This window comes from Pseudomonas fitomaticsae (assembly GCF_021018765.1).
GTDB classification, from domain to species: domain Bacteria; phylum Pseudomonadota; class Gammaproteobacteria; order Pseudomonadales; family Pseudomonadaceae; genus Aquipseudomonas; species Aquipseudomonas fitomaticsae.
On record NZ_CP075567.1, the window covers coordinates 2,970,610 to 2,992,536 of the forward strand.

Consider the following 21,927-nt stretch of genomic DNA (forward strand, 5'->3'; position numbering starts at 1 on the left):
CGCAGAACGCCTGCGGGGGCATCACTCAGTGAGTGTCACTTTCCGGCGATCTGCGCCTTGGTATAGAAGCCGTCCTGTTCCAGCAGGTCGATGTTGTCCTTGGTCAACGGAGTCGGGGTGAGCAGGATGGTGTCGACTTTTTTGCTGCCGTTGTCGTACTGCGAGCTGTAGGCGGGTTTCTCGTTGCGCGCCAGTTGCACCGAGAGCTTGGCGGCTTCGGAGGCAATCAGTTTCAGCGGTTTGTAAACCGTCATGGTTTGAGTGCCGGAGATCACCCGCTTGACCGCTGCCAGGTCCGCATCTTGTCCGGAGATCGGCACCTTGCCGGCCAGTTGCTGAGCGGCCAGGGCCTGAATGGCGCCGCCGGCCGTGGCGTCGTTGGAGGCGACGATGCCGTCGATTTTGTTGTCGTTGCGGGTCAAGGCGTTTTCAACAATGCTCAGCGCCTCGGTCGGGTTCCATTCCTTCACCCATTGCTGGCCGACGATCTTGATGTCCCCCTTGTCGATGGCCGGTTGCAGCACCTTCATCTGCCCTTCGCGCAGGACTTTCGCGTTGTTGTCGGTGGGCGCACCACCCAGCAGGAAGTAGTTGCCCTTGGGCGCTGCGTGCAGCACACCGCTGGCCTGCATTTCGCCGACCTTTTCGTTATCGAAGGAGATGTAGGCGTCGATATCGGCGTTGAGTATCAGGCGGTCATAGGACACGACCTTGATCCCGGCTTTCTTCGCTTCGGCCACCGCATTGGTCAGTACGGTGGCGTTGAACGGCACGATGACGATGACATCGACGCCACGGGAAATGAGGTTTTCGATTTGCGAAATCTGCTTCTGCTCGTTGGCATCGGCCGACTGCACGAAGACCTTGGCGTCCATTTTTTCCGCCGCTGCAACGAAGTAATCCCGGTCACGGGACCAGCGCTCCAGCCGCAGGTCATCAATGGAGAAGCCGATTTTCGGGTGGGCAGCGTCGGCCATAACCGGCAGCGAAAGCAACGCGAGGGCGCCGGCAAACAGCGTGCGTTTTACGTTCTTCATGGTGGTGCGTCCTTTTATTTTTGTTTGAAAGACACGGCCTGACGATGAATATCGGGCTGGTGGAACTGTAGAGAATCAGCAGGCGCAACGGACTACAGATTTGTCGCGCAAATGTCACAGCGCCCGCAGTCCCCGTTGGCGATCAGCGATAGATAAACCGGTTGACGACGTTTTCGAGCATTTCCTGCCGGCCGCTGACGGCCTGCGGATTCAGTTCGTTGGCGAAGGCGTGCTCGGCCAGTGACTGGAGATTGAACTCACCTTCGAGAACCGCCTGGCCGAACGGCTGCTGCCAGCCGGCATAGCGTTGATCCTTGAGCCGCTGAAGCTGATCGTTCTGGACCATGGCGGCGGCCCGCTCGAGCGACAGGGCGAGAACGTCCATGGCACCGACGTGGCCGTGAAACAGATCGACCTCGTCGAGGCTCTGGCGGCGCACCTTGGAGTCGAAATTGAACCCGCCATTGCCGAACCCGCCGGCCTTGAGGATTTCATAAGTGACGAGGGTCATTTCCTCGACGCTGTTGGGGAACTGGTCGGTGTCCCAGCCGTTTTGCGGATCGCCCCGGTTGGCGTCGATGCTGCCGAATATTCCCAGCGAGACGGCGGTCGCCACCTCGTGATGAAAACTATGACCGGCCAGGGTCGCGTGGTTGGCCTCGATGTTGACCTTGATTTCCTTTTCCAGACCGAACTGCTGGAGAAAACCGAACACAGTGGCGCTGTCGTAATCGTATTGGTGCTTGGTTGGCTCCTGCGGTTTGGGTTCGATCAGCAGGTCGCCTTTGAAACCGATCTTGTACTTGTGCTCGACCACCATGCGCATGAAGCGACCCAGTTGTTCGCGCTCGCGCTTCAAGTCGGTGTTGAGCAGGGTTTCGTAACCTTCGCGACCGCCCCACAACACGTAGTTGGAGCCTTTAAGGCGTTGAGTCGCGTTCATGGCGCTGAAGACCTGGGCAGCGGCGCAGGCGAACACTTCAGGATCCGGGTTGCTGGCGGCGCCGGCGGCAAAGCGCGGATTGCTGAAGCAGTTGGCGGTGCCCCACAGCAACTTGATTCCGCTTTCTTCCTGGTGGCGTTCCAGGTGATCGACCATTTGGGCGAAGTGGTTGCGGTACTCCTTCAGCGAGTGGCCTTCGGGGGCGACATCCGTGTCGTGAAAGCAGTAGTTATCGATACCCAGCTTGGTGAAAAACTCGAACGCGGCCTCTGCCTTGCCAATGGCCATTTCCATCGGGTCACCGGCGTGTTGCCACGGGCGCTTGAACGTCCCGGCACCGAACACGTCGGAGCCCGGCCAGACGAAGGTGTGCCAATAACAGGCGGCCATGCGCAGGTGTTCGCGCATGGGCTTGCCGAGGATGATCTTGTCGGCGTCGTAGTGACGGAAGGCAAGGGGAGAATCGCTGGCAGGACCTTCGTAGCGAATCCGGTCGACATCGGGGAAGTACGGCATTGGCAATGTCCTTGTTGTTCTTGGTTGTTGTTCTTGGGCGTGTCCCGATACTAGCAACGGCCCCGTGCCTGCCGATTACGAAAATCACCAACGCGGAGTGCGATTTTGCGTATTGAGATTCGCCCTCTGCACGCCTAGTCTGTGCAGACCGCCTCTACGGCAAGGGGCCCGGAACAAGCCTGAAAACAATGAAAACCGTACCGCCTGTTCATCGCATCGCCCTGTTGTTCAACGGAAGCAAGATCTATGACCGCGGCATCATCAGCGGCATCGGCAACTACCTGAGCAGCACCCGTGCATCCTGGGATCTGTTTCTGGAAGAGGATTTTCTCTGCCGGTTGAAAGGCATCGAGCGCTGGCAAGGTGACGGGATCATTGCCGACTTCGACGATCCGCTGATCGGCGAGGCGCTGGCCGACATCAAGATGCCCGTGGTGGCGGTGGGCGGCTCTTATCAGGATGAACGGGCCTATCCCAAGGGAATTCCATACGTTGCAACGGACAATAACGCGCTGATCACATTGGCTTATGAGCACTTGATCGAGGCCGGGCTGCAACGGTTCGCCTGCTTCAGCCTGCCTGAGGCGCAGGCCAATCGTTGGGCCCAGGAGCGCGAAAAGGCTTTTCTGCGATTGATGCAACGGGACGGCTTGCACGCCGAGGTCTATCGCGGCATGGGCACCAGCGCGCCGCTGTGGGACAGCGCCGTCGAACAGCTGATCGCCTGGCTGCAGAGCCTGCCCAAGCCCATTGGCATCATCGCCGTCAGTGACGCCCGCGCCCGGCAGTTGCTGCAAGCCTGCCTGACCGCCGGAATCGCCGTTCCGGAGCAAGTGGCGTTGATCGGCATCGACAACGACCCGCTGACCCGCAGCCTGACGCGGGTCCCCCTGAGTTCGGTGATCCAGGGCACCGAAACCATGGGCCGCACCGCCGCGCAACTGCTGCACCAGATGCTGCACGGCAAACCGTCCACGGGCGAGCATTTCCTGATCCCGCCTGAAGCGATCAACGTGCAGGTGTCAAGCCTGCATCAACCGTTGGGCAACCCTTACGTGATGCAGGCGCTGCTGTTCATCCGCCAATATGCCTGCCAGGGCATCAAGACCGCGCAAGTGGCGGCTTATGTCGGCGTGTCGCGTTCATCGCTGGAGTCGCACTTTCGCACGGTGCGTGGTTGCAGCGTGCATGACGAGATCCTGCGTTTCAAACTGGCGGCGGCGACTCGCGGGCTGGAAAAAACCGACACGGCGATTGCGGACGTTGCCCGCACGTGCGGTTTCAAATCCGCGCAATACCTGCACACGGTGTTTCGCCGAGAGTTCGGGTGTACGCCCCGGGAATATCAGCAGGGCGCCAGATAGACGGCCATTCAAAAACGATCCAGCCTATAAGGCTCGTTCAACGGAAGCGTACGGGCCGTGTCCTGTAGCGATGGCAACACCATTTTCCCAACCATCTCCGCCGTCACCGCCGCCTGCGTCAGCCCCAAATGCTGATGCCCAAACGCAAGCAACACCCTACCGTCACACACCCGATCAATCACCGGCAACGAATCCGGCAGCGACGGCCGAAACCCCATCCAGGGTGTAGCTGACTCGACACTCAACTCATCACGAAACAACCCCTTGCTCAACCGATGCAACTGCCACGCACGGGCCATGGTCGGCGGGGCTTCGAGGCCGGCGAATTCGACGGTGCCGGCCAGGCGCAGGCCTTCGGACATCGGGGTCATGATGAATTTGCGTTCCAGCGAGGTGATGGGGAAGGGCAGTCGGTTGTGTTCGTTAGGCAGCATCAGGTGATAGCCGCGCTCGGTGTCCAGCGGGATTTTTTTGCCGGTCAGTGCGGCGGTGAGTTTTGCCGAGTGGGCGCCGCAGGCGATCAGTACCTGGCGAGCGGACAGGGCGCCGGTTCCGGTTATCAGATTGACGCCATGCTCATGCAGTTGTCCGCCCTGAACCGCGTGCTTCACGAACTGCACGCCGCTGGCTTTCGCCGCCTCGACCAACTCACGCACGACGCGGTAGGGATCGATGAAGTGCCCGGTGTTCGGGAAAAACAGTCCGCCCTGAATCTGTTCGCTGAGTTGCGGCGCGGTCTCGCGTACCGCACCGGCCTGCCACCAATCGACCGGCACCTGTTGCTGTTGCATGCGTTGCTGCAATGCTTCGAGGGCCGGGCGCGAGTCGGGGCGTTCGAACACCAGCAGCGAACCTTCCATTTTCAGCAGGTCGGGTCGCTGAATGTCTTTGAGCAAGCGGTGCCAGGCGTCCAGCGAGCTTTCATTCAGCGCCCGCAACCCGGCGACGGTACGCTGATAAGGCGCCGAGCGCAGGTTCAGCAACAGCCGCGTAAACCAGGGCAGGGCGCGGGGCAGGTATTTCCAGTCCAGGCGCAGCGGCCCCATCGGATCCATGAGCATGGTCGGCAGGCGTTTGAGGATCGAGCTGTCGGCAATCGGAAACACCTGCTCGGTCGCCAGGTGCCCGGCGTTGCCGAACGAGGCGCCGTGGCCGGGTTCCTGCGGGTCGCTCACCACCACCCGCAAACCCTGACGGGCCAGGCGCAGGGCGCTGGCGACGCCGATGATGCCGGCGCCGACCACGGCGATGTCGTGCGGGTTATTCGGCATTTTTCGCGGTTTCCCTTTGACCATCGAGCAAGCGACGCAGCGACAGCGGATTGGCGTGTTTGAGCGCGGTGGGCAGCAGGCTGTCGGGGAAATCCTGATAGCAGACCGGGCGCAGGAAACGCAGGATTGCCGCGGTGCCCACCGACGTGGTGCGCGAATCGGAAGTCGCCGGGAACGGCCCGCCATGCACCATCGCATCGCAGACTTCGACGCCGGTCGGCCAGCCGTTGACCAGCAGGCGTCCGGCCTTGCGCTCCAGGGTCGGCAGCAATGCGCGGGCCTGTTGCAGATCCTCGTCATCCAGATGCAGCGTGGCGGTCAGTTGGCCTTCCAGCTGTTCGAGCACCTGACGGATTTCAGCGTCGCTGGCGCATTGCACGATCACGGACGCGGCGCCGAAGGCTTCGGCCTGCAAGGTGTGATCGGCAAGAAAGTCGGCGGCGTCGGTGACGAACACATGGGCCTGGCCCTGATTCGGATCCGTCGCGCGCTGGCCGACGGCGGCGATACGTGCCCGGGCATTTTCCGCGAGGGCATTCACGCTGGATTCGTAGGCATTGAAAATCCCCGGCGTCAGCATGGTCTGCGCGGGGCTGCGCTGGATGAGTTCGGTGGTGGCGCCAATGAAGGCGTCCAGCGCTGGTCCCTTGTGGGCGATGACCAGACCGGGATTGGTGCAGAACTGACCGGCGCCCAATGTCAGCGAAGCCACAAAACCTTGGGCCAATGCCTCGGCGCGATTTTGCAGCGCTGCCGGAAACAGCAACACCGGGTTGATCGAACTCATTTCCGCATACACCGGAATCGGCTCTGGCCGGGCTTGTGCCGCTTTGATCAGCGCGAGCCCGCCACTGCGCGAACCGGTGAAGCCGACTGCCTTGATCCGTGGATCGCTGACCAGCGCAACCCCCACTTCGCGACCGGAGCCGTACAACAACGAGAACACACCGTCCGGCAAAGCACAGGCCTTCACGGCCCGCGCCACTGCACGTCCGACCAACTCGCTAGTGCCGGGATGGGCGCCGTGGGCCTTGACGATCACCGGGCAGCCAGCGGCCAGCGCCGAAGCGGTATCGCCGCCCGCCACCGAGAACGCCAGTGGAAAGTTGCTCGCGCCAAACACCGCCACCGGGCCCAGTGGAATCTGCCGCTGACGCAGATCCGAACGCGGCATTGGCTGGCGCTGTGGTTGGGCGGTGTCGACTCGCACATCCAGCCATTCACCGGCCCGCACGGTGCGGGCAAACAAGCGCAGTTGTTGGCACGTGCGGCCCCGTTCACCCAGCAGGCGCGGACGCGGCAGGCCGGTTTCGGCCAGGGCGCGGTCGATCAGTTCGTCGCCGAGGGCTTCGATTTCCCCCGCGATGGTTTCAATGAATTCGGCCCGTGCCTCGAGCGATGTCTCGCGATAACGGTCGAGCGCCGCCCAGGCAAGTGCGCAGGCTTGCTCGACATGTTCGGCAGAGCCGCCGGCGTAGGCTGGTTGCAAAGGCGAGTTGGTGGCGGGGTTGATCCCGTGGATGACGTCGCGGTCGCCGGTGAGGGTTTGCTGACCGATCAGCAGTTGGCCCGTCAGAGTCATGGCGCATTCCTTATCAATAAAGCAGGTCACGAAAAGGCCCGCCGCCGTGGGTGGCGGCGGGCTTGAGCGCAGCGGCAGGTCAGGCGAAGTTCTGTTCCGCCGACCAGTTTTCGTACCAGTGACGGAACAGCGTGTACTGGGCTTCTGCGTAACGACGTTGCGAGTCGTTCAAGGCATCGGTTTCGTTGAAATGCAGGGTGTATTCCTTGTCGCCGTTGAGCACCATCAGGTGTTTGTAATACAGCACCAGGTCCGTGCCTTCGTCGAAGGACGACAGCACCGCCAGCGCCGATTCCAGCTCTCGGGCCTGACGTCGGGCCTTGGCATCACCCTTGGCCGCCTGCTTGCTCAGGGCCACCAGTTGCAGCACTTCGCGAGGCAGGGCGTTGCCGATGCCGGTGATGGCGCCGGTGGCGTTGCAGTTGACGAAGCCATGCACCACTTGGGTATCGACACCGACCATCAGGGTCACGTCATCGTCCTTGGAGGTGATGTTTTCAGCGGCGTAGCGCAGGTCGGCGCCACCGCCGAATTCCTTGAAGCCGATCAGGTTCGGGTATTCACGGCGCAGTTCGAAGAACAGGTCGGCGCGGGTGGCGAAGCCGTAGTAAGGGCTGTTGTAGATCACCGCCGGCAGGTTCGGCGCGGCCTGCAGAATCGCCGCGAAGTGGGCTTTTTGCGCCGCCGCCGAAGCGCCACGGGACAGCACCCGAGGAATCACCATCAAACCCTGCGCGCCGACTTTCGCCGCGTGGGCAGCGTGGGACACCGCTTCACGGGTGTTGACCGCGCCGGTGCCGACGATGGTCGGAATACCGGCCGCCACCAGCCGCGCCACGCCTTCCTGACGCTCGGCTTCGGTGAGCAACGGCCAGTCGCCCATGGAACCGCAGTAGACGACCGCACTCATGCCGATGTCGATCAGCTCGCGACCCTTGGCCACCAGCGCATCGAAGTCCGGTTTGCGCGCGGCGGTGCACGGGGTCATTAGGGCGGGCATGCAGCCGGTGAAGATGTTGTCGCTCATTATTGTTCTCCTTGGAACGGTCATTCAGAGGGGTTTGAAAAAACAGCGCGGCGGCTCAGATGCCCCACGCGAACGGATCGGTTTCGTCGATCAGCAACGTGCTGTCGGCGGTCATGTGGGCGCGGCCGGTGATGTAGGGGCGGATGCGCTCGCCTTCCCATTCGAAGCGACCTTCGAACTGGCTGCCGGTGATGCTGGCCTGCACCCAGCGCTCGCCGGGCGCGAGTTTTTCGTCGGCTGCCAGGCAGGCGAGTTTGGCGCTGGTGCCGGTGCCGCAAGGGGAACGGTCGTAGGCCTTGCCGGGGCACATGACGAAGTTGCGGCTGTCGGCCTCGGCGTCATCGGCGAATAGTTCGATGTGGTCGATGACCGCGCCGTCCTCGCCATGGATGCCTTGGTCTTCGAGGGCCTTGAGCATTTTCCAGGTGAGGTCGGTCAGGGTTTCGACGTTGTCCATCGTCAGTGTCTGGCGGTGTTCGGAGACCAGGAAAAACCAGTTGCCGCCATAGGCCACGTCACCGAGGAAGCGGCCGTATCCCGGCACTTCCACGGCCACCTGTTTGCGTGAGCGATAGGCGGGTACGTTGCCGAGCGTCACGGCGCCGTCTTCATGCAGCGTTGCGCTGACCGGGCCGACCGGCGTGTCGATCTTGTGCACGCCCGGTGCGATCAGCCCCAGATGTTGCAGCGATGCGACCAGGCCGATGGTGCCGTGGCCGCACATGCCGAGGTAACCGGCGTTGTTGAAGAAGATCACGCCGCAGGTGGCGTCCGGCGACACCGGCTCGCAATACAGCGCGCCCACCAACACATCGTTGCCGCGCGGTTCCATCAGGCAGGCGCGGCGCCACTGGTCATGCTGGTTGCCCAGGGCGTCGCGTTTCTCGGCCATGGTGCGGCCGGGCAGGTCGGGAAAACCTTTCATCACCAGACGCGTGGGTTCGCCGCCGGTGTGGGAATCAATGACGTGTACTCGTTTCATGGACAGGTCCCTTTGAGTGATTTCAGTAAGCGCCGGCAGCGCGCGGGTTGGCAGCGGAGGCAGGGGACGGCGAAGCGACTTCGCTCTCATCCTCTTCGGACTCCAGGCGCAGCAGATGTGCCGGTACGCCGGTGGCGGCGCCCCAGTAATAGATGCCCATCGCACAGGCTGCGACGACCAGGGTGTCGAACGGATGGGTGAGGATGCCCAGGCCGCCAAAGGTGCCGAGTTTCGAGAGGACGATGGTCACGGCGTAGAACGCGATCAGCCACGCGGACGAGCGCACCTGCCGGGACAGGCTGAGGTGGGCGGTCGGCACGAAACGGCCGCAGAGCAGGTAGACGACGAACATCAGGATTTGCAGGCCGAGCAGCCAGGACACGGTGTTCCAGCCCGACCAGTAAACGATCAGCGCAGCGATGATGAACGACACCGGCCCCAGCACGCCCATGCACTTGACCCGGAACGGGCGCGGCATGTCGGGCGCATTGCGACGCAGCGCGGCGACGGTCACCGGAGCGACGGCATAGCTCAGCACCAGCGCGGCGGACACCACGTTGATCAGCGCTTCCCAGGACGGGAACGGCAGGGTCCAGAACACCGACAGGGCGAAGGTCAGCCACAGTGCCGGACGCGGGATGCCGGACTTCGCGTCGATGTGGGTGAAGACCTTGAAGAACGTGCCGGTCTGCGCCCAGCCGTAGATCACCCGAGGCGTGGCGTTCATGTAGATGTTGCCGCAGCCGCTGGGGGAGATCACCGCGTCCGCCACCACCAGATACGCCAGCCAGCCCACGCCCAGCGCCAGGGCGATGTCGCGGTACGGCAGGGCGAATTCCTTGGAGACCCCGGCCCAACCGTTGGCGAGCAGTTCGGTCGGGATGCCGCCGAGGAAAGCCGTTTGCAGCAACACGTAAATCGCAGTGGAGAGCAGCACCGACAGGATCAGCGCAATCGGAATCGTGCGCTGGGGATTTTTCACTTCGCTGGCCACCGAGATGATCGGGGTCAGGCCGAGGTAGGCGAAGATCACGCCGCCGGCAGAGACGGCCATCTCGATGCCCGAGAGCCCGAAAGGGGCGAAGCCTTGAACCTGAAAGTTTTCCGGTTTGAAGAAGGTGAACAGTACGCCGATCACCAGCAGCGGCACGATGAACTTGAACACACTGACCAGATTGTTGGCCTTGGCGAAGGTTTTCACGCTGCGGTAGTTGAGCAGGAAGAACACGCAGAGCAGGCCGAACTGCACCAGCCAGCCGAGCAGGGTCGGGTCACCGCTACCGGCCTTGGTCAGGCTCGGAAACCAGGCCGCCGCGTATTGGCGCGATGCAACCACCTCGATCGCCACCAGACTGGAAAACGCGATCAGCGTGATGAAACCCATCAGGTAACCGAGCAGCGGCCCGTGGCTGTAGACCGGGTAACGCACCACACCGCCAGCGCGGGGCAATGCCGCGCCCAGTTCGCAATAGACGATGCCCAGCAGCAGCACGGCGAACCCGCCCAGCAACCAGGAAAAAATCCCCGCCGGCCCGGCAATCGCCGACACGTGGCTCGCCGCGAACAACCAGCCGGAACCGAAGATCGCCCCCAGTCCGATAAAGGTGAGGTCGATCAATGAAAGTTGTTTTTTGAACTTGCCTTGGCCTGACATGGCATCGCCTTCTTGTGAGTTATTGGATAGGCAGGTGTGAGTCACTGGAACGGCTAAACAGTGAACTCATCAGGCGTCGGGCGATTGATGTTTTGCGCAGCTGCGGATGACGAAATCGGCACAGTTGCGAAGAAAGACAGCGGCGCTCGACACGCCGCAAACGTTGCTGCAATCTGCACGCGAACGCCTCAGGGCGGGCACGTTTTCAGGCCGATCCACTTACCGGGGAAGACCTTCACATGCAGAACGCGTTTGCGATCCTCTGTCAGGGCGATGAGCGCCATCGGCCGCATACTCTCGACGCACTGCTGGCCGGCGTGGCACCGCTGTTGCCGATGCTCGACGTGATTCCGAACGCGGCGATCTTCATCAAGGACATGCAGGCGCGGTACGTCCTGGCCAATCACACGCTGGTGCAGCGCTGTGGCCTGAAACACTTGAAACCGCTACTCGGGAAAACCAGTGCGCAGGTGTTTCCGGCGCAGTTGGGGCCGGGTTACACCGAGCAGGATCGGCGGGTACTGGAAGAAGGCTTCGTGCTGGAAGATCAGCTGGAACTGCACCTGTACGGCAGTCGCGAACCGGGCTGGTGCCTGACGCACAAGCGTCCGCTGTACAACCGTGACGGCGAGATCATCGGCCTCGCGGGGATTTCCGTAGACCTGCAATCGGCCAGCGAAACCCACCCGGCGTTTCAGCGCCTGGCGGCGGTCGACGAACACATCCGCGCGCATTTCAACCGTCGGGTGACGCTGGGCGAATTGACCCGGATCGCCGGTATTTCGGTGGCGCAGCTGGAGCGTTACTGCAAACGGGTGTTTCACCTGACGCCGAGACAGATGATTCAGAAAGTGCGGCTGGAACATGCCCATCGCTTGTTGCACACCGAGCTGCCGATCACCGAGGTGGCGCTGCAATGCGGCTACACCGATCACAGCGCTTTCACTCGCCAGTTCAAGGCGTCGACCGGTTTCACCCCGCGTCAGTACCGGCAGGCGACCGCCCAATGAATGTCCGGCCGCAACGTCTAGACTCAAACGATCGCGGTCGTCTTTCGAGGGGGAAAACGGGATGAGCAGAACAATCGCGCTGCGCTGCTCGTCGTGGCTCTTGATCGGCTTCAGCGTGATACTGGCTTCGGGATGCTCGAACAGAACGCATTACCCGGCATCAGGCGTTGGCGACAGCTGTTACGCCAAGGCGTTGCCGACGGTTGGGGAGGGCGGCCTGGCCTGGGGCTCCAGCCTGAACATGGCCCGGCAGAAATCCATGGCCAACTGCATGCGTTACGCCGGACGCTCCGGGGGAACGCCGGACACCTGTCAGGTGGTGTTGGCCAAGTGCAAGAATTGACGGTGTGATCCAGGCGCCACCTCAAAGGTCGGTGGCGCTGTTGTCTTCAGAGCAGAACTACCGCGCGCGTTTCAGTGATTGCGAAAGGGCCTGTCTGGCGATCAGTGAGGCAACGTCCTTGGCACCGTAGCAGCGGAATTTGACACTGTAGGCGTCTGTGTCGAGACGGACGATCTTCGTCACGAAACCGCCTTCGACGGTGACCTTGCGGATCGCCGGCATCGGTATCTCGACATCCAGTGTCCCGTCCTGAACCATGCGGTTCATGGCATTGGCATTCAAGTGAACGGCGTTTTCGGTGACGGTGACTCTGCCGCCCACCCACAATCCGCCATAGTGATTTCTGAATCCCTCAAGCACCCCGGCCAGTACGCCGACGTTGCCGCTCCCCACGACCTCGTAGAACTCGCCCACATCGTCGTAGTTCACTTCAGCGTCGGTCACCAGAAAATTGGCCATCTTCGACTTCAATACTGCTTCGGCCATCCCTGCATCTCCCTTGTTCAAATCAATGTCCCGAATTTCAGGCGCCTGTTTACCTGACAAAAAACAAAATCGCCATGTGTTTCCTTCGTTCTTTCATACGTCGCAGTTGTCACTGTCCGTTCCCGCCTGTCTGGAGTTCACCCGATGCCTTCGCTCAAAACCCTGCCCGCTGCCTTGCTGGGGCTGGCCCTTGTCTGTCCGGTCAAGGCGCAATCCCAGGGTCTGGAACTGGGGCAAGTGCTGATCGGGGCCGAGGATCAGAGCGGTGAAGATGCGTCGGTGGAAGAGGCGAAGGCGCGTCTGGCCGAGGTGCCGGGTGGCAGCAACGTGGTGGATATGCGCCAGCCATTGCAGGGCCGGGTCGCGGGCAATCAGGACGTATTGGCGTATCAGCCGGGTGTCTATGCCCAGTCGGCGGGCAACGAAGGGACGAAGATTTCGATCCGTGGCTCGGGCATCAACCGTGCCCCCGGCGCCCACGCTTCGGGGCTGTACACGATGCTCGACGGTCTGCCGCTGACCGGCCCCGGCGGTACGCCTTATGAATTGCTGGAGCCACTGTGGCTCGACCATGTGGAAGTCCTGCGCGGCGCCAACGGTTTTGATCGCGGTGCGTTGGCCCTTGGCGGCGCCGTCGATTACGTCAGCCACACCGGCTACAACGCGCCACGGTTGAATGTGCGTTACGTCATGGGCAGCCACGGCTATGCCCAGCGACAAGTCAGCTCCGGTCAGGTGCTGGGCGACTTCGATTACTACCTGTCGATGACCGACGCGCATTCCGACGGTTATCAGGATCACACCGCCAGCAAGAGCCAGGGCGTGATCGCCAACTTCGGTTATCGCTTCAATCCGAATCTGGAAACCCGCTTCTACATTCGTCACCGCGAGACCGACAACGACCTCGCCGGCCGGGTGACCAAACATTCCATCGAACACGATCCGCGCGCGGCCAACCCGGCCTACGTGACGCGCAACGACAGCCGCGACCAACCTGGCAGCACCTTCATCGGTAACAAGACCACGTACTACATCGATGACGATTCGAGCATCCAGACCGGTCTGGTCTATCACGATTACCCGATGGACCTGCGCGAAGGCCCCAACCGCCTGAAGGTCGCTTACACCGATGTCAGCGGCACGTTCGACTACAAGCGCCGCGACACGCTCTGGGGGATGGAGAGCAACAGCACCGTGGGCCTGCGAGTCACCAAGCACCTGCCTAACGACGGTGCCAGCGAACGGGTACGGATTCCCACCGGCAACACCGCTGCTTATGCGCCGGGCACCCACATGCGCAACTTCACTTATCAGGGTTCGGATTCTGTCCTGCATGTGGGCAACGACCTGGAAATCGCCGAAGACCTGTGGCTGACCACCGGCCTCGCCGCGATCTACACCCGCCGCGAAAGCGCGGTGACCTACCCGGAAGGTGGTGGCAAGACCAGCCTCGGCGACTGGGATTACGCGCCACGTCTGGGCCTGCGCTATCAGGTGACGCCGGACCTGCAACTGTTCGGCAACCTCAGCCGTTCGGTCGAAGCGCCGCATCCGTGGTCGCTGATCTACAGCTCCAACGTACGCTTCCCAACCGGCAGCGGTGCGGCCACCGGCACCCAGCGCGACCCGGTCAAACTGCAGAACCAGACCGCGACCACCCTGGAACTCGGCGGGCGTGGCGACAGTGCGCTCGGCGAATGGAGTCTGGCCTGGTACTACGCCCAGGTGCGCCACGAATTGCTTTCGGTATTGCCGGACGCCAACGCCACCACGCCTTACGAACTCAATGCCAGCCCGACCGTGCACCAAGGTGTCGAAGCCAGCCTGAACAGTAATCTGTGGTCAGCGAACGATGGCGGCAAGTTGAGCCTGCGCCAGGCCTACACCTTCAGCGACTTCCATTACCGCGACGACGACCGCTTCGGCGACAACCGCCTGCCGGGCTTGCCGATGCATTACTACCAGGGCGAACTGCGCTACGACTTCCCGCAGGGTTTCTTTGCCGCCATCAACACGCAACTGGTCTCGAAAACCGCAGTGGATTACGCCAACAGCTACTACGCCGATCCTTACGCCACCTTCGGCGCCACGCTGGGCTACAACGCACCGAAAGGCGACTGGCAGACCTGGCTCGACATGCGCAACCTGACCGACAAACACTACGCCGCTACAGTTACGCCGGGCTATGACGATAAAGGACTGGACGCCGCACGCTCCACGCCGGGTGAGGGCATGGCGATGTATGTCGGGGTGTCGTGGAGTCTGCTTTGATCCGACGCAAGACCGGTGATTGAAAGCGTTCGATCACCGCACGGCCAAACCTTCGTCCAATTGCCCGATCCGGTGCGCCGGCGTACTGTGACCGGTGATGGCGTAAACCGTGACCATCACCATAACGACAAGATCGAGTGCCTTGCCCATGGACAGCCGCCTGCTGAGCGACCGCAGCAGCGTGTTTCGCCACGCTGACCCGTATGCCGTCTCCGACTATGTGAACCAGCACGTCGGCCAGCATTTCATCGGCCTGTCCAAAACCACCCATCCGCAAGCCAGCCTCAACCACCGCAAACTCGCCGACCTCGATCTGTGCCGCATCAGCTATGGCGGCAGCGTTCGCGTCACGTCGCTGGCGCTGGAAACCGTGTATCACCTGCAAGTCCTGCTGCAAGGCAACTGCCTGTGGCGCGGGCACAAGCGCGAGCATCATCTGGTGCCGGGCGAATTGCTGTTGATCAACCCGGACGATCCGGTCGACCTGACCTATTCCGACGATTGCGAGAAATTCATCCTCAAGGTGCCGGTCAGCGTGCTGGAGTCGGTGTGCGACGAGCAGCGCTGGCTGCATCCTGCCGGTGGCATCCGGTTTCTGCGCAATCATTACCGGCTTGACGAGCTGGAAGGGTTTACCAACCTGCTGGGCATGATCTGCCAGGAAGCCGAAGCCAGTGATCCATTGCTGCGGGTGCAGGAGCATTACGCGCAGATCGTCGGCAGCAAACTGATCTCGCTGATGAACACCAACGTCAGCCGTGAATGCCTGAGTTCGCCGAGCATCAGTTTCGAGCGGATCCTCGACTATATAGAGCGCAACCTGAAGCTGGATCTGCCCGCCGAACACCTCGCAGCCCAGGCGAACATGAGCCCGCGATCACTGTACGCACTGTTCGAACGCCAGCTCGGCGTGACCCCGATGCAATACATCCGCCAGCGCAAGCTGGAGCGCGTTCATGCCTGCCTCAATGATCCGAGCTGCCCGGTGCGCAACCTCACCGAACTGGCGCTCGACTACGGCTTCCTGCACCTGGGGCGTTTCTCCGAAAGCTATCGCCAGCAGTTCGGCGAATTGCCGTCCGTGACCTTCAAGCGCCGCCACTGAATTCCCGCTCCGAAACAATCTGAAGCACCTGCCGCGCCGTCCTGCACAAAACGGATAGCGCTCTGCAGGATTCGGATATTGCCTCCCGTGTTGCCTCCCTAATCTGACCTGGCCTGAACAATAACAATGGAGGCCCCGGCCATGTCCCTGGGAATCGACTACCTCAATGCCATGCTTGAAGAGGACCCCGAGAAGGGGGCCTACCGCTGCAAGCGGGAGATGTTCACCGATCCGCGGCTGTTCGAACTGGAGATGGCGCACATCTTCGAAGGCAACTGGATCTACCTCGCCCACGAAAGCCAGATCCCCAACGCCAACGACTTTCTGACCCTCACCATGGGGCGCCAGCCCGTGTTCATCGCCCGCAACAAGGCCGGTGAACTCAATGCCTTTCTCAATGCGTGCAGCCATCGCGGCGCCATGTTGTGCCGGCACAAGTCCGGCAACCGTTCCAGCTATACCTGCCCGTTTCATGGCTGGACGTTCAACAACAGCGGCAAACTGCTCAAGGTCAAGGATCCGAGCGAAGCAGGCTATCCCGAAGGTTTCAACTGCGAAGGCTCCCACGACCTGACCAAAGTCGCGCGTTTCGAGTCCTATCGCGGCTTTCTGTTCGGCAGCCTGAACGCCGATGTGAAATCCCTCGCCGAGCACCTGGGCGAGTCGGCCAAGATCATCGACATGATCGTCGATCAGTCCCCTGAAGGCCTGGAAGTGCTGCGCGGTTCCAGTTCCTACATCTATGAAGGCAACTGGAAACTCACCGCCGAAAACGGCGCCGACGGCTATCACGTCAGCTCCGTGCACTGGAACTACGCCGCCACCCAGAACCAGCGTCAGCAGCGCGATGCCGGCGAAGAAATCAAGACCATGAGCGCCGGTAGTTGGGCGAAGAAGGGTGGCGGTTTCTACTCGTTCGACCACGGCCATCTGCTGCTCTGGACCCGCTGGGCCAACCCCGAGGATCGTCCGGCCTACGAGCGTCGTGATGAACTGGCCCGGGACTTCGGCCAGGCCCGCGCCGACTGGATGATCGAGAACTCGCGCAACCTGTGCCTGTACCCCAACGTGTACCTGATGGATCAGTTCAGCTCGCAGATCCGCATCGCCCGGCCGATCTCCGTCGACAAGACCGAGATCACCATCTACTGCATCGCCCCCAAAGGCGAAAGCGCGGAGGCCCGGGCCAAACGTATTCGCCAATACGAAGACTTCTTCAACGTCAGCGGCATGGCCACGCCGGATGACCTCGAAGAATTCCGCTCATGCCAGACCGGCTACGGCGCCGGGCGCGGCTGGAACGACATGTCCCGTGGCGCGACCCATTGGGTCGAAGGCGCGGACGCGGCGGCCGAGGAAATCGACCTCAAACCCTTGTTGTCCGGCATGCGCACCGAAGACGAAGGCCTGTTCGTGCTGCAACACAAGTACTGGCAGGAAACCATGCTCAAGGCCGCCGTTAGCGATAAAAACCTGATCCCCGTGGAGGCCGTGTGATGAGCAACCTCTACGACACCGTGCGCGATTTCCTCTACCGCGAAGCGCGCTACCTCGACGACGGCCAGTGGGATCAGTGGCTGGAACTCTACGCCGCCGACGCCAGTTTCTGGATGCCGGCCTGGGACGACCACGACACCCTGACCGAAGACCCGCAAAGCGAAATCTCGCTGATCTGGTACGGCAACCGTGGCGGTCTCGAAGACCGGGTATTCCGGATCAAGACCGAGCGCTCCAGCGCAACCATTCCCGATACCCGCACCTCGCACAACCTCAGCAATATCGAGATCGTCGAGCAGGGCGAAGGGCAATGTCAGGTGCGCTTCAACTGGCACACCCTGAGCTTTCGCTATCAGGTCACCGACAGTTATTTCGGCACCAGCTTCTACACCCTCGACCTGCGCGGCGACCAGCCGTTGATCAAGGCCAAGAAAGTCGTGCTGAAGAACGATTACGTCCGTCAGGTCATCGACATCTATCACATCTGATCGAGACGGCGGCGAGCCGGGCTCGACGCTGTGAGCGAGGTGCACCATGAGTTTCCAGATCGCACTGAATTTCGAAGACGGGGTCACCCGTTTCATCGAGGCCTCGGGCCACGAAACCGTTGCCGACGCGGCGTATCGCCAAGGCATCAACATTCCGCTGGACTGCCGCGACGGCGCCTGCGGTACCTGCAAGTGTTTCGCCGAAGCCGGGCGTTACGACATGGGCGACAACTTCATCGAAGACGCCCTGAGTGAAGACGAACTGGCCCAGGGTTACGTCCTGACCTGTCAGATGCGCGCCGAAAGCGATTGCGTGGTGCGAGTGCCGGTGGGCTCGCAGGTGTGCAAGACCGAGCAGGCGAGTTATCAGGCGTCGATCAGCGATGTTCGTCAGCTTTCCGAGAGCACCATCGCGCTGTCGCTCAAGGGTGAATCCCTGAGCAAACTGGCGTTCCTGCCGGGGCAATACGTCAATCTGCAAGTGCCGGGCAGCAAGCAATCCCGCGCTTATTCCTTCAGCTCGTTGCAGAAGAACGGTGAGGTCAGTTTCCTGATCCGCAATGTCCCCGGTGGCTTGATGAGCAGCTTCCTCACCGGGCTGGCCAAGGCCGGCGACAGCCTGAATCTCGCCGGGCCGCTGGGCAGTTTCTACCTGCGGGAAATCAAGCGACCGCTGTTGCTGCTGGCCGGCGGCACCGGGCTGGCGCCGTTCACGGCGATGCTGGAGAAGATCGCCGAGCAGGGCAGCGAGCATCCGGTTCACCTGATCTACGGCGTGACCAACGATTTCGATCTGGTGGAGCTTGATCGCCTCGAAGCCTTCGCCGCCCGTATCCCGAATTTCAGCTTCGGTGCCTGCGTGGCCAATCCGCAGAGTCAGCACCCGCTCAAGGGCTACGTCACCCAGCACATCGAGCCGCGCCACCTCAATGAAGGCGATGTCGACGTGTACCTGTGCGGCCCGCCGCCGATGGTCGAGGCGGTCAGCCAGTACATCCGCGAGCAGGGCATCACGCCGGCGAACTTCTATTACGAGAAGTTCGCGGCGGCCTGAGTCTTCTTTCTGAATTGCGAGGTTGTCATGAACAACAGATTCGCCAACAAGGTTGCGCTGGTCACCGGTGCGGCGCAGGGCATCGGTCGCCGGGTGTGCGAGCGCTTGCTGGAGGAGGGTGCGCAGGTGATCGCTGTCGACCGCTCCGAACTGGTTCACGAGCTGCAAGGCGAGGGCGTGCTGTCACTGACCGCTGACCTTGAGCAATACGCCGATTGCGCCCGGGTGATGAGCGCCGCCGTCGACGCGTTCGGGCGCCTGGATGTGCTGGTCAACAATGTCGGCGGCACCATTTGGGCCAAGCCGTTCGAACACTACGAAGTCGAGCAGATCGAGGCCGAAGTGCGCCGTTCGCTGTTCCCGACGCTGTGGTGCTGTCACGCCGCCTTGCCGTACATGCTCAAGCAGGGGCGCGGCGCGATCGTCAATGTGTCGTCGATTGCGACCCGCAGCCTTAACCGCGTTCCGTATGGTGCGGCCAAGGGCGGCATCAATGCGCTGACTGCCTGTCTGGCATTCGAAAATGCCGAACGCGGGATCCGGGTCAACGCCACCGCGCCCGGCGGCACCGAGGCACCACCCCGGCGCATCCCGCGCAACGCCGCCGAACAGTCTGCACAGGAGCAGGCCTGGTATCAGGAAATCGTCGCGCAAACCCTCGATAGCAGCCTGATGAAACGCTACGGAACCATTGACGAACAGGTCGGCGCGATCCTGTTTCTCGCCTCGGACGACGCCTCCTACATCACCGGCGTGACCCTGCCGGTCGGTGGCGGTGACCTCGGTTGATCACGCTTGAATGGACACTGAAATGAACCGGATCCTGATTGAAAACCTGTCGGCGATCATCGTCGACCTGCCGACCATCCGCCCGCACAAACTGGCGATGCACACGATGCAGAACCAGACGCTGGTGATCCTGCGCCTGCGTTGCAGCGACGGTATCGAAGGCCTCGGCGAAGCCACCACCATTGGCGGCCTGGCCTACGGCTATGAAAGCCCGGAAAGCATCAAGGCCAACATCGACGCGCACCTGGCGCCGGCACTGATCGGCATGGACGCGGACAACATCAACGCCGCGATGCAGAAACTCGACAAGATCGCCAAGGGCAACACCTTCGCCAAGTCCGGCATCGAGAGCGCATTGCTCGACGCCCAAGGCAAACGCCTCGGCCTGCCGGTGAGCGAACTGCTCGGTGGCCGGATCCGCGACAGCCTCGAAGTGGCCTGGACCCTGGCCAGCGGCGACACCGCCCGCGACATCGCCGAGGCCGAGCAAATGCTGGAAGCGCGGCGACACCGGATCTTCAAATTGAAGATCGGCGCCAACCCGCTGGAGCAAGATCTCAAACACGTGGTGGCGATCAAGAAAGCCCTGGGCGAGCGCGCCAGTGTGCGGGTCGACATCAACCAGTACTGGGACGAATCCCAGGCGATTCGCGGCTGTCAGGTGCTCGGCGACAACGGTATCGACCTGATTGAGCAGCCGATCTCGCGGGTCAACCGCTCCGGGCAAATTCGCCTGAACCAGCGCAGCCCGGCGCCGATCATGGCCGATGAATCGATCGAAAGTGTCGAGGACGCGTTCAACCTCGCCGCCGACGGCGCCGCCAGCGTCTTCGCCCTGAAGATCGCCAAGAACGGCGGCCCGCGCGCCGTGTTGCGCACCGCGCAAATCGCCGAAGCCGCCGGCATCGCGCTGTACGGCGGCACCATGCTCGAAGGCTCCATCGGCACTCTGGCCTCGGCCCATGCGTTCCTCACGCTCAGGCAGCTGACCTGGGACACCGAGCTGTTCGGCCCGCTGTTGCTGACTGAAGACATCGTCACCGAGCGCCCGCAGTACCGCGACTTTCACCTGCACATTCCACGTACCCCGGGCCTGGGCCTGACGCTGGATGAAGAGCGTCTGGCGCGTTTTCGCCGGCACTGATTCCCCAAGGAGAACGCCATGCTGTTCCACGTAAAAATGACCGTGAAATTGCCCGCCGACATGGACCCGGCCGTTGCCACAAGGCTCAAGGCCGACGAGAAGGAACTCGCCCAGCGCCTGCAACGCGAAGGCCAGTGGCGCCACCTCTGGCGCATCGCCGGGCACTACGCCAATTACAGCGTGTTCGACGTGCCGAGCGTCGAAGCGCTGCACGACACCCTGATGCTGTTGCCGCTGTTTCCCTACATGGAAATCGAGATCGACGGCCTCTGCCGCCATCCCTCGTCGATCCACACCGACGACCGCTGAGCCGGACTCGACCCCACAACAACAAGATGAGGTGAACACCATGACCGTGAAGATTGCCCACACTGCCGAACTGCAAAAATTCTTCGAAGAAGCCGCCGGTTTTGCCAACGATGGCGGCAGCTCGCGTCTGAAAACCATCGTTCTGCGGGTGTTGCAGGACACCGCCCGGATCATCGAAGACCTTGAGATCAGCGAAGACGAATTCTGGAAAGCCGTCGATTACCTCAACCGCCTGGGCGGCCGCTCGGAAGCGGGGCTGCTGGTGGCCGGCCTCGGCCTCGAACATTTCCTCGACCTGCTGCAAGACGCCAAGGATGCGCAGATCGGCTTGACCGGCGGCACGCCGCGCACCATCGAAGGCCCGTTGTACGTGGCCGGCGCGCCGCTGTACGAAGGTGAATGCCGGATGGACGACGGCAGCGAGGCGGGCGTTGCCACGCTGATGTTGCTCGAAGGCCAGGTATTCGACCCGCAAGGCCAGCCGCTGGCCGGCGCCACGGTCGACCTGTGGCACGCCAACACCAAAGGCACTTACTCGTTCTTCGACCAGAGCCAGTCCGAATACAACCTGCGCCGGCGGATCATCACCGACGCCGAAGGTCGCTACCGCGCCCGCAGCATCGTGCCCTCCGGTTATGGCTGCGACCCGCAAGGCCCGACCCAGGAATGCCTCGACCTGCTCGGTCGCCATGGCCAGCGCCCGGCTCATATTCACTTCTTCATTTCTGCACCGGGGCATCGGCACCTGACGACGCAGATCAATCTGTCGGGCGACAAATATCTGTGGGATGACTTTGCGTACGCGACGCGTGAAGGGTTGGTCGGGGAGGTCGAGTTTCTGGAGGATGCAGCGGGACGTCGCGCCGAATTGAAGTTCGACTTCCAATTGCAGCAGGCGCCGGATGCGCTGGCTGAACAACGCAGCCGGCGCCCGAGGGCATTACAGGACACCTGAAGGCAGGAGAGGGAGCCTATGGCTCCCTCTCTTCTGAAAAACGTAATGCTAAATCGGCAAGTGCTCCGCTTATGGAATAAGCGAAAACGGTCGAATCCGT

The 21,927-nt window shown here is 62.0% G+C and carries 20 protein-coding genes; 12 read left to right on the forward strand and 8 right to left on the reverse strand.

All coding sequences use genetic code 11. The annotated features are described in order from the left end of the window. Window positions 1-35: 35 nt before the first annotated feature. Together xylF and xylA are read right to left on the reverse strand one after the other, a co-directional pair. Entirely contained in the window at window positions 36-1,037 is a 1,002-nt protein-coding gene (gene xylF / locus KJY40_RS13330; protein ID WP_115077499.1) for a D-xylose ABC transporter substrate-binding protein, read from the reverse strand. A gap of 142 nt (window positions 1,038-1,179) precedes the next feature. Continuing rightward, entirely contained in the window at window positions 1,180-2,496 is a 1,317-nt protein-coding gene (xylA, locus tag KJY40_RS13335) for a xylose isomerase (RefSeq protein WP_230737380.1), read from the reverse strand. 188 nt (window positions 2,497-2,684) lie between these two features. On the opposite strand from xylA, the gene KJY40_RS13340 reads away from it, so the two are divergent. Next, complete coding sequence (locus KJY40_RS13340) at window positions 2,685-3,860, forward strand: XylR family transcriptional regulator (RefSeq protein WP_230737381.1); 1,176 nt, start codon at window positions 2,685-2,687, stop codon at window positions 3,858-3,860. 8 nt (window positions 3,861-3,868) lie between these two features. Here KJY40_RS13340 and KJY40_RS13345 read toward each other — a convergent pair whose 3' ends face one another. The 5 genes from KJY40_RS13345 to KJY40_RS13365 form a co-directional block, all read right to left on the reverse strand. Then, on the reverse strand, window positions 3,869-5,131 hold the full coding sequence (locus tag KJY40_RS13345) for an NAD(P)/FAD-dependent oxidoreductase (RefSeq protein WP_230737382.1): 1,263 nt from the start codon (window positions 5,129-5,131) through the stop codon (window positions 3,869-3,871). After that, window positions 5,121-6,713: an aldehyde dehydrogenase (NADP(+)) gene (locus tag KJY40_RS13350; RefSeq protein WP_230737383.1), complete on the reverse strand. Its 1,593-nt coding sequence runs from the start codon at window positions 6,711-6,713 to the stop codon at window positions 5,121-5,123. Before KJY40_RS13350 ends, KJY40_RS13345 begins: the two co-directional genes overlap by 11 nt. 79 nt (window positions 6,714-6,792) lie before the next feature. Further along, window positions 6,793-7,740: a dihydrodipicolinate synthase family protein gene (locus KJY40_RS13355; RefSeq protein ID WP_230737384.1), complete on the reverse strand. Its 948-nt coding sequence runs from the start codon at window positions 7,738-7,740 to the stop codon at window positions 6,793-6,795. 55 nt (window positions 7,741-7,795) lie between these two features. Then, on the reverse strand, window positions 7,796-8,722 hold the full coding sequence (locus KJY40_RS13360; protein ID WP_230737385.1) for a 4-hydroxyproline epimerase: 927 nt from the start codon (window positions 8,720-8,722) through the stop codon (window positions 7,796-7,798). 22 nt (window positions 8,723-8,744) lie between these two features. Then, entirely contained in the window at window positions 8,745-10,376 is a 1,632-nt protein-coding gene (locus tag KJY40_RS13365) for an APC family permease (protein WP_064595752.1), read from the reverse strand. Window positions 10,377-10,615: 239 nt separating this feature from the next. On the opposite strand from KJY40_RS13365, the gene KJY40_RS13370 reads away from it, so the two are divergent. Together KJY40_RS13370 and KJY40_RS13375 are read left to right on the forward strand one after the other, a co-directional pair. Next, window positions 10,616-11,386, forward strand: a complete 771-nt coding sequence (locus tag KJY40_RS13370; RefSeq protein ID WP_230737386.1) for an AraC family transcriptional regulator — start codon at window positions 10,616-10,618, stop codon at window positions 11,384-11,386. Window positions 11,387-11,447: 61 nt separating this feature from the next. Continuing rightward, the gene (locus KJY40_RS13375; RefSeq protein WP_230737388.1) at window positions 11,448-11,729 is read left to right on the forward strand and encodes a hypothetical protein; all 282 of its coding nucleotides are present in this window, start codon (window positions 11,448-11,450) and stop codon (window positions 11,727-11,729) included. Window positions 11,730-11,786: 57 nt separating this feature from the next. Here KJY40_RS13375 and KJY40_RS13380 read toward each other — a convergent pair whose 3' ends face one another. Beyond that, window positions 11,787-12,215 carry a hypothetical protein gene (locus tag KJY40_RS13380; protein WP_230737390.1) on the reverse strand — a complete coding sequence of 143 codons (429 nt, stop codon included), beginning with the start codon at window positions 12,213-12,215 and terminating at the stop codon, window positions 11,787-11,789. 144 nt (window positions 12,216-12,359) lie between these two features. Here KJY40_RS13380 and KJY40_RS13385 point away from each other — a divergent pair, with 144 nt between their 5' ends. The 9 genes from KJY40_RS13385 (at window position 12,360) to catA (ending at window position 21,827) form a co-directional block, all read left to right on the forward strand. Further along, a complete protein-coding gene (locus KJY40_RS13385) occupies window positions 12,360-14,486 on the forward strand; it encodes a TonB-dependent receptor family protein (protein WP_230737391.1) in 2,127 nt (708 codons plus the stop codon). A gap of 148 nt (window positions 14,487-14,634) precedes the next feature. Continuing rightward, entirely contained in the window at window positions 14,635-15,591 is a 957-nt protein-coding gene (locus KJY40_RS13390) for an AraC family transcriptional regulator (RefSeq protein WP_230737393.1), read from the forward strand. A gap of 141 nt (window positions 15,592-15,732) precedes the next feature. After that, a complete protein-coding gene (gene benA, locus KJY40_RS13395; protein ID WP_007958099.1) occupies window positions 15,733-17,088 on the forward strand; it encodes a benzoate 1,2-dioxygenase large subunit in 1,356 nt (451 codons plus the stop codon). Continuing rightward, a complete protein-coding gene (gene benB / locus KJY40_RS13400) occupies window positions 17,088-17,576 on the forward strand; it encodes a benzoate 1,2-dioxygenase small subunit (protein WP_230737394.1) in 489 nt (162 codons plus the stop codon). Before benA ends, benB begins: the two co-directional genes overlap by 1 nt. A gap of 46 nt (window positions 17,577-17,622) precedes the next feature. After that, a complete protein-coding gene (gene benC / locus KJY40_RS13405) occupies window positions 17,623-18,630 on the forward strand; it encodes a benzoate 1,2-dioxygenase electron transfer component BenC (RefSeq protein WP_230737395.1) in 1,008 nt (335 codons plus the stop codon). Window positions 18,631-18,657: 27 nt separating this feature from the next. After that, window positions 18,658-19,419, forward strand: a complete 762-nt coding sequence (locus KJY40_RS13410; RefSeq protein ID WP_230737396.1) for a 1,6-dihydroxycyclohexa-2,4-diene-1-carboxylate dehydrogenase — start codon at window positions 18,658-18,660, stop codon at window positions 19,417-19,419. Window positions 19,420-19,441: 22 nt separating this feature from the next. After that, the gene (locus tag KJY40_RS13415) at window positions 19,442-20,563 is read left to right on the forward strand and encodes a muconate cycloisomerase family protein (RefSeq protein ID WP_230737397.1); all 1,122 of its coding nucleotides are present in this window, start codon (window positions 19,442-19,444) and stop codon (window positions 20,561-20,563) included. Window positions 20,564-20,581: 18 nt separating this feature from the next. After that, window positions 20,582-20,872 carry a muconolactone Delta-isomerase gene (gene catC / locus KJY40_RS13420; RefSeq protein WP_085688279.1) on the forward strand — a complete coding sequence of 97 codons (291 nt, stop codon included), beginning with the start codon at window positions 20,582-20,584 and terminating at the stop codon, window positions 20,870-20,872. A 40-nt stretch (window positions 20,873-20,912) separates the two neighbouring features. Continuing rightward, window positions 20,913-21,827, forward strand: a complete 915-nt coding sequence (gene catA, locus KJY40_RS13425) for a catechol 1,2-dioxygenase (RefSeq protein WP_230737398.1) — start codon at window positions 20,913-20,915, stop codon at window positions 21,825-21,827. Window positions 21,828-21,927: the final 100 nt, after the last annotated feature.

Coding starts and splice junctions, on each gene's coding strand:
- benB (WP_230737394.1), top strand. CDS start 17,088: ATGAGCAACCTCTACGACACCGTGCGCGATTTCCTCTACCGCGAAGCG.
- KJY40_RS13365 (WP_064595752.1), bottom strand. CDS start 10,376: ATGTCAGGCCAAGGCAAGTTCAAAAAACAACTTTCATTGATCGACCTC.
- KJY40_RS13375 (WP_230737388.1), top strand. CDS start 11,448: ATGAGCAGAACAATCGCGCTGCGCTGCTCGTCGTGGCTCTTGATCGGC.
- KJY40_RS13380 (WP_230737390.1), bottom strand. CDS start 12,215: ATGGCCGAAGCAGTATTGAAGTCGAAGATGGCCAATTTTCTGGTGACC.
- xylF (WP_115077499.1), bottom strand. CDS start 1,037: ATGAAGAACGTAAAACGCACGCTGTTTGCCGGCGCCCTCGCGTTGCTT.
- KJY40_RS13370 (WP_230737386.1), top strand. CDS start 10,616: ATGCAGAACGCGTTTGCGATCCTCTGTCAGGGCGATGAGCGCCATCGG.
- catA (WP_230737398.1), top strand. CDS start 20,913: ATGACCGTGAAGATTGCCCACACTGCCGAACTGCAAAAATTCTTCGAA.
- KJY40_RS13355 (WP_230737384.1), bottom strand. CDS start 7,740: ATGAGCGACAACATCTTCACCGGCTGCATGCCCGCCCTAATGACCCCG.
- xylA (WP_230737380.1), bottom strand. CDS start 2,496: ATGCCGTACTTCCCCGATGTCGACCGGATTCGCTACGAAGGTCCTGCC.
- KJY40_RS13360 (WP_230737385.1), bottom strand. CDS start 8,722: ATGAAACGAGTACACGTCATTGATTCCCACACCGGCGGCGAACCCACG.
- KJY40_RS13410 (WP_230737396.1), top strand. CDS start 18,658: ATGAACAACAGATTCGCCAACAAGGTTGCGCTGGTCACCGGTGCGGCG.
- KJY40_RS13340 (WP_230737381.1), top strand. CDS start 2,685: ATGAAAACCGTACCGCCTGTTCATCGCATCGCCCTGTTGTTCAACGGA.
- KJY40_RS13390 (WP_230737393.1), top strand. CDS start 14,635: ATGGACAGCCGCCTGCTGAGCGACCGCAGCAGCGTGTTTCGCCACGCT.
- KJY40_RS13385 (WP_230737391.1), top strand. CDS start 12,360: ATGCCTTCGCTCAAAACCCTGCCCGCTGCCTTGCTGGGGCTGGCCCTT.
- KJY40_RS13415 (WP_230737397.1), top strand. CDS start 19,442: ATGAACCGGATCCTGATTGAAAACCTGTCGGCGATCATCGTCGACCTG.
- catC (WP_085688279.1), top strand. CDS start 20,582: ATGCTGTTCCACGTAAAAATGACCGTGAAATTGCCCGCCGACATGGAC.
- KJY40_RS13345 (WP_230737382.1), bottom strand. CDS start 5,131: ATGCCGAATAACCCGCACGACATCGCCGTGGTCGGCGCCGGCATCATC.
- benA (WP_007958099.1), top strand. CDS start 15,733: ATGTCCCTGGGAATCGACTACCTCAATGCCATGCTTGAAGAGGACCCC.
- benC (WP_230737395.1), top strand. CDS start 17,623: ATGAGTTTCCAGATCGCACTGAATTTCGAAGACGGGGTCACCCGTTTC.
- KJY40_RS13350 (WP_230737383.1), bottom strand. CDS start 6,713: ATGACTCTGACGGGCCAACTGCTGATCGGTCAGCAAACCCTCACCGGC.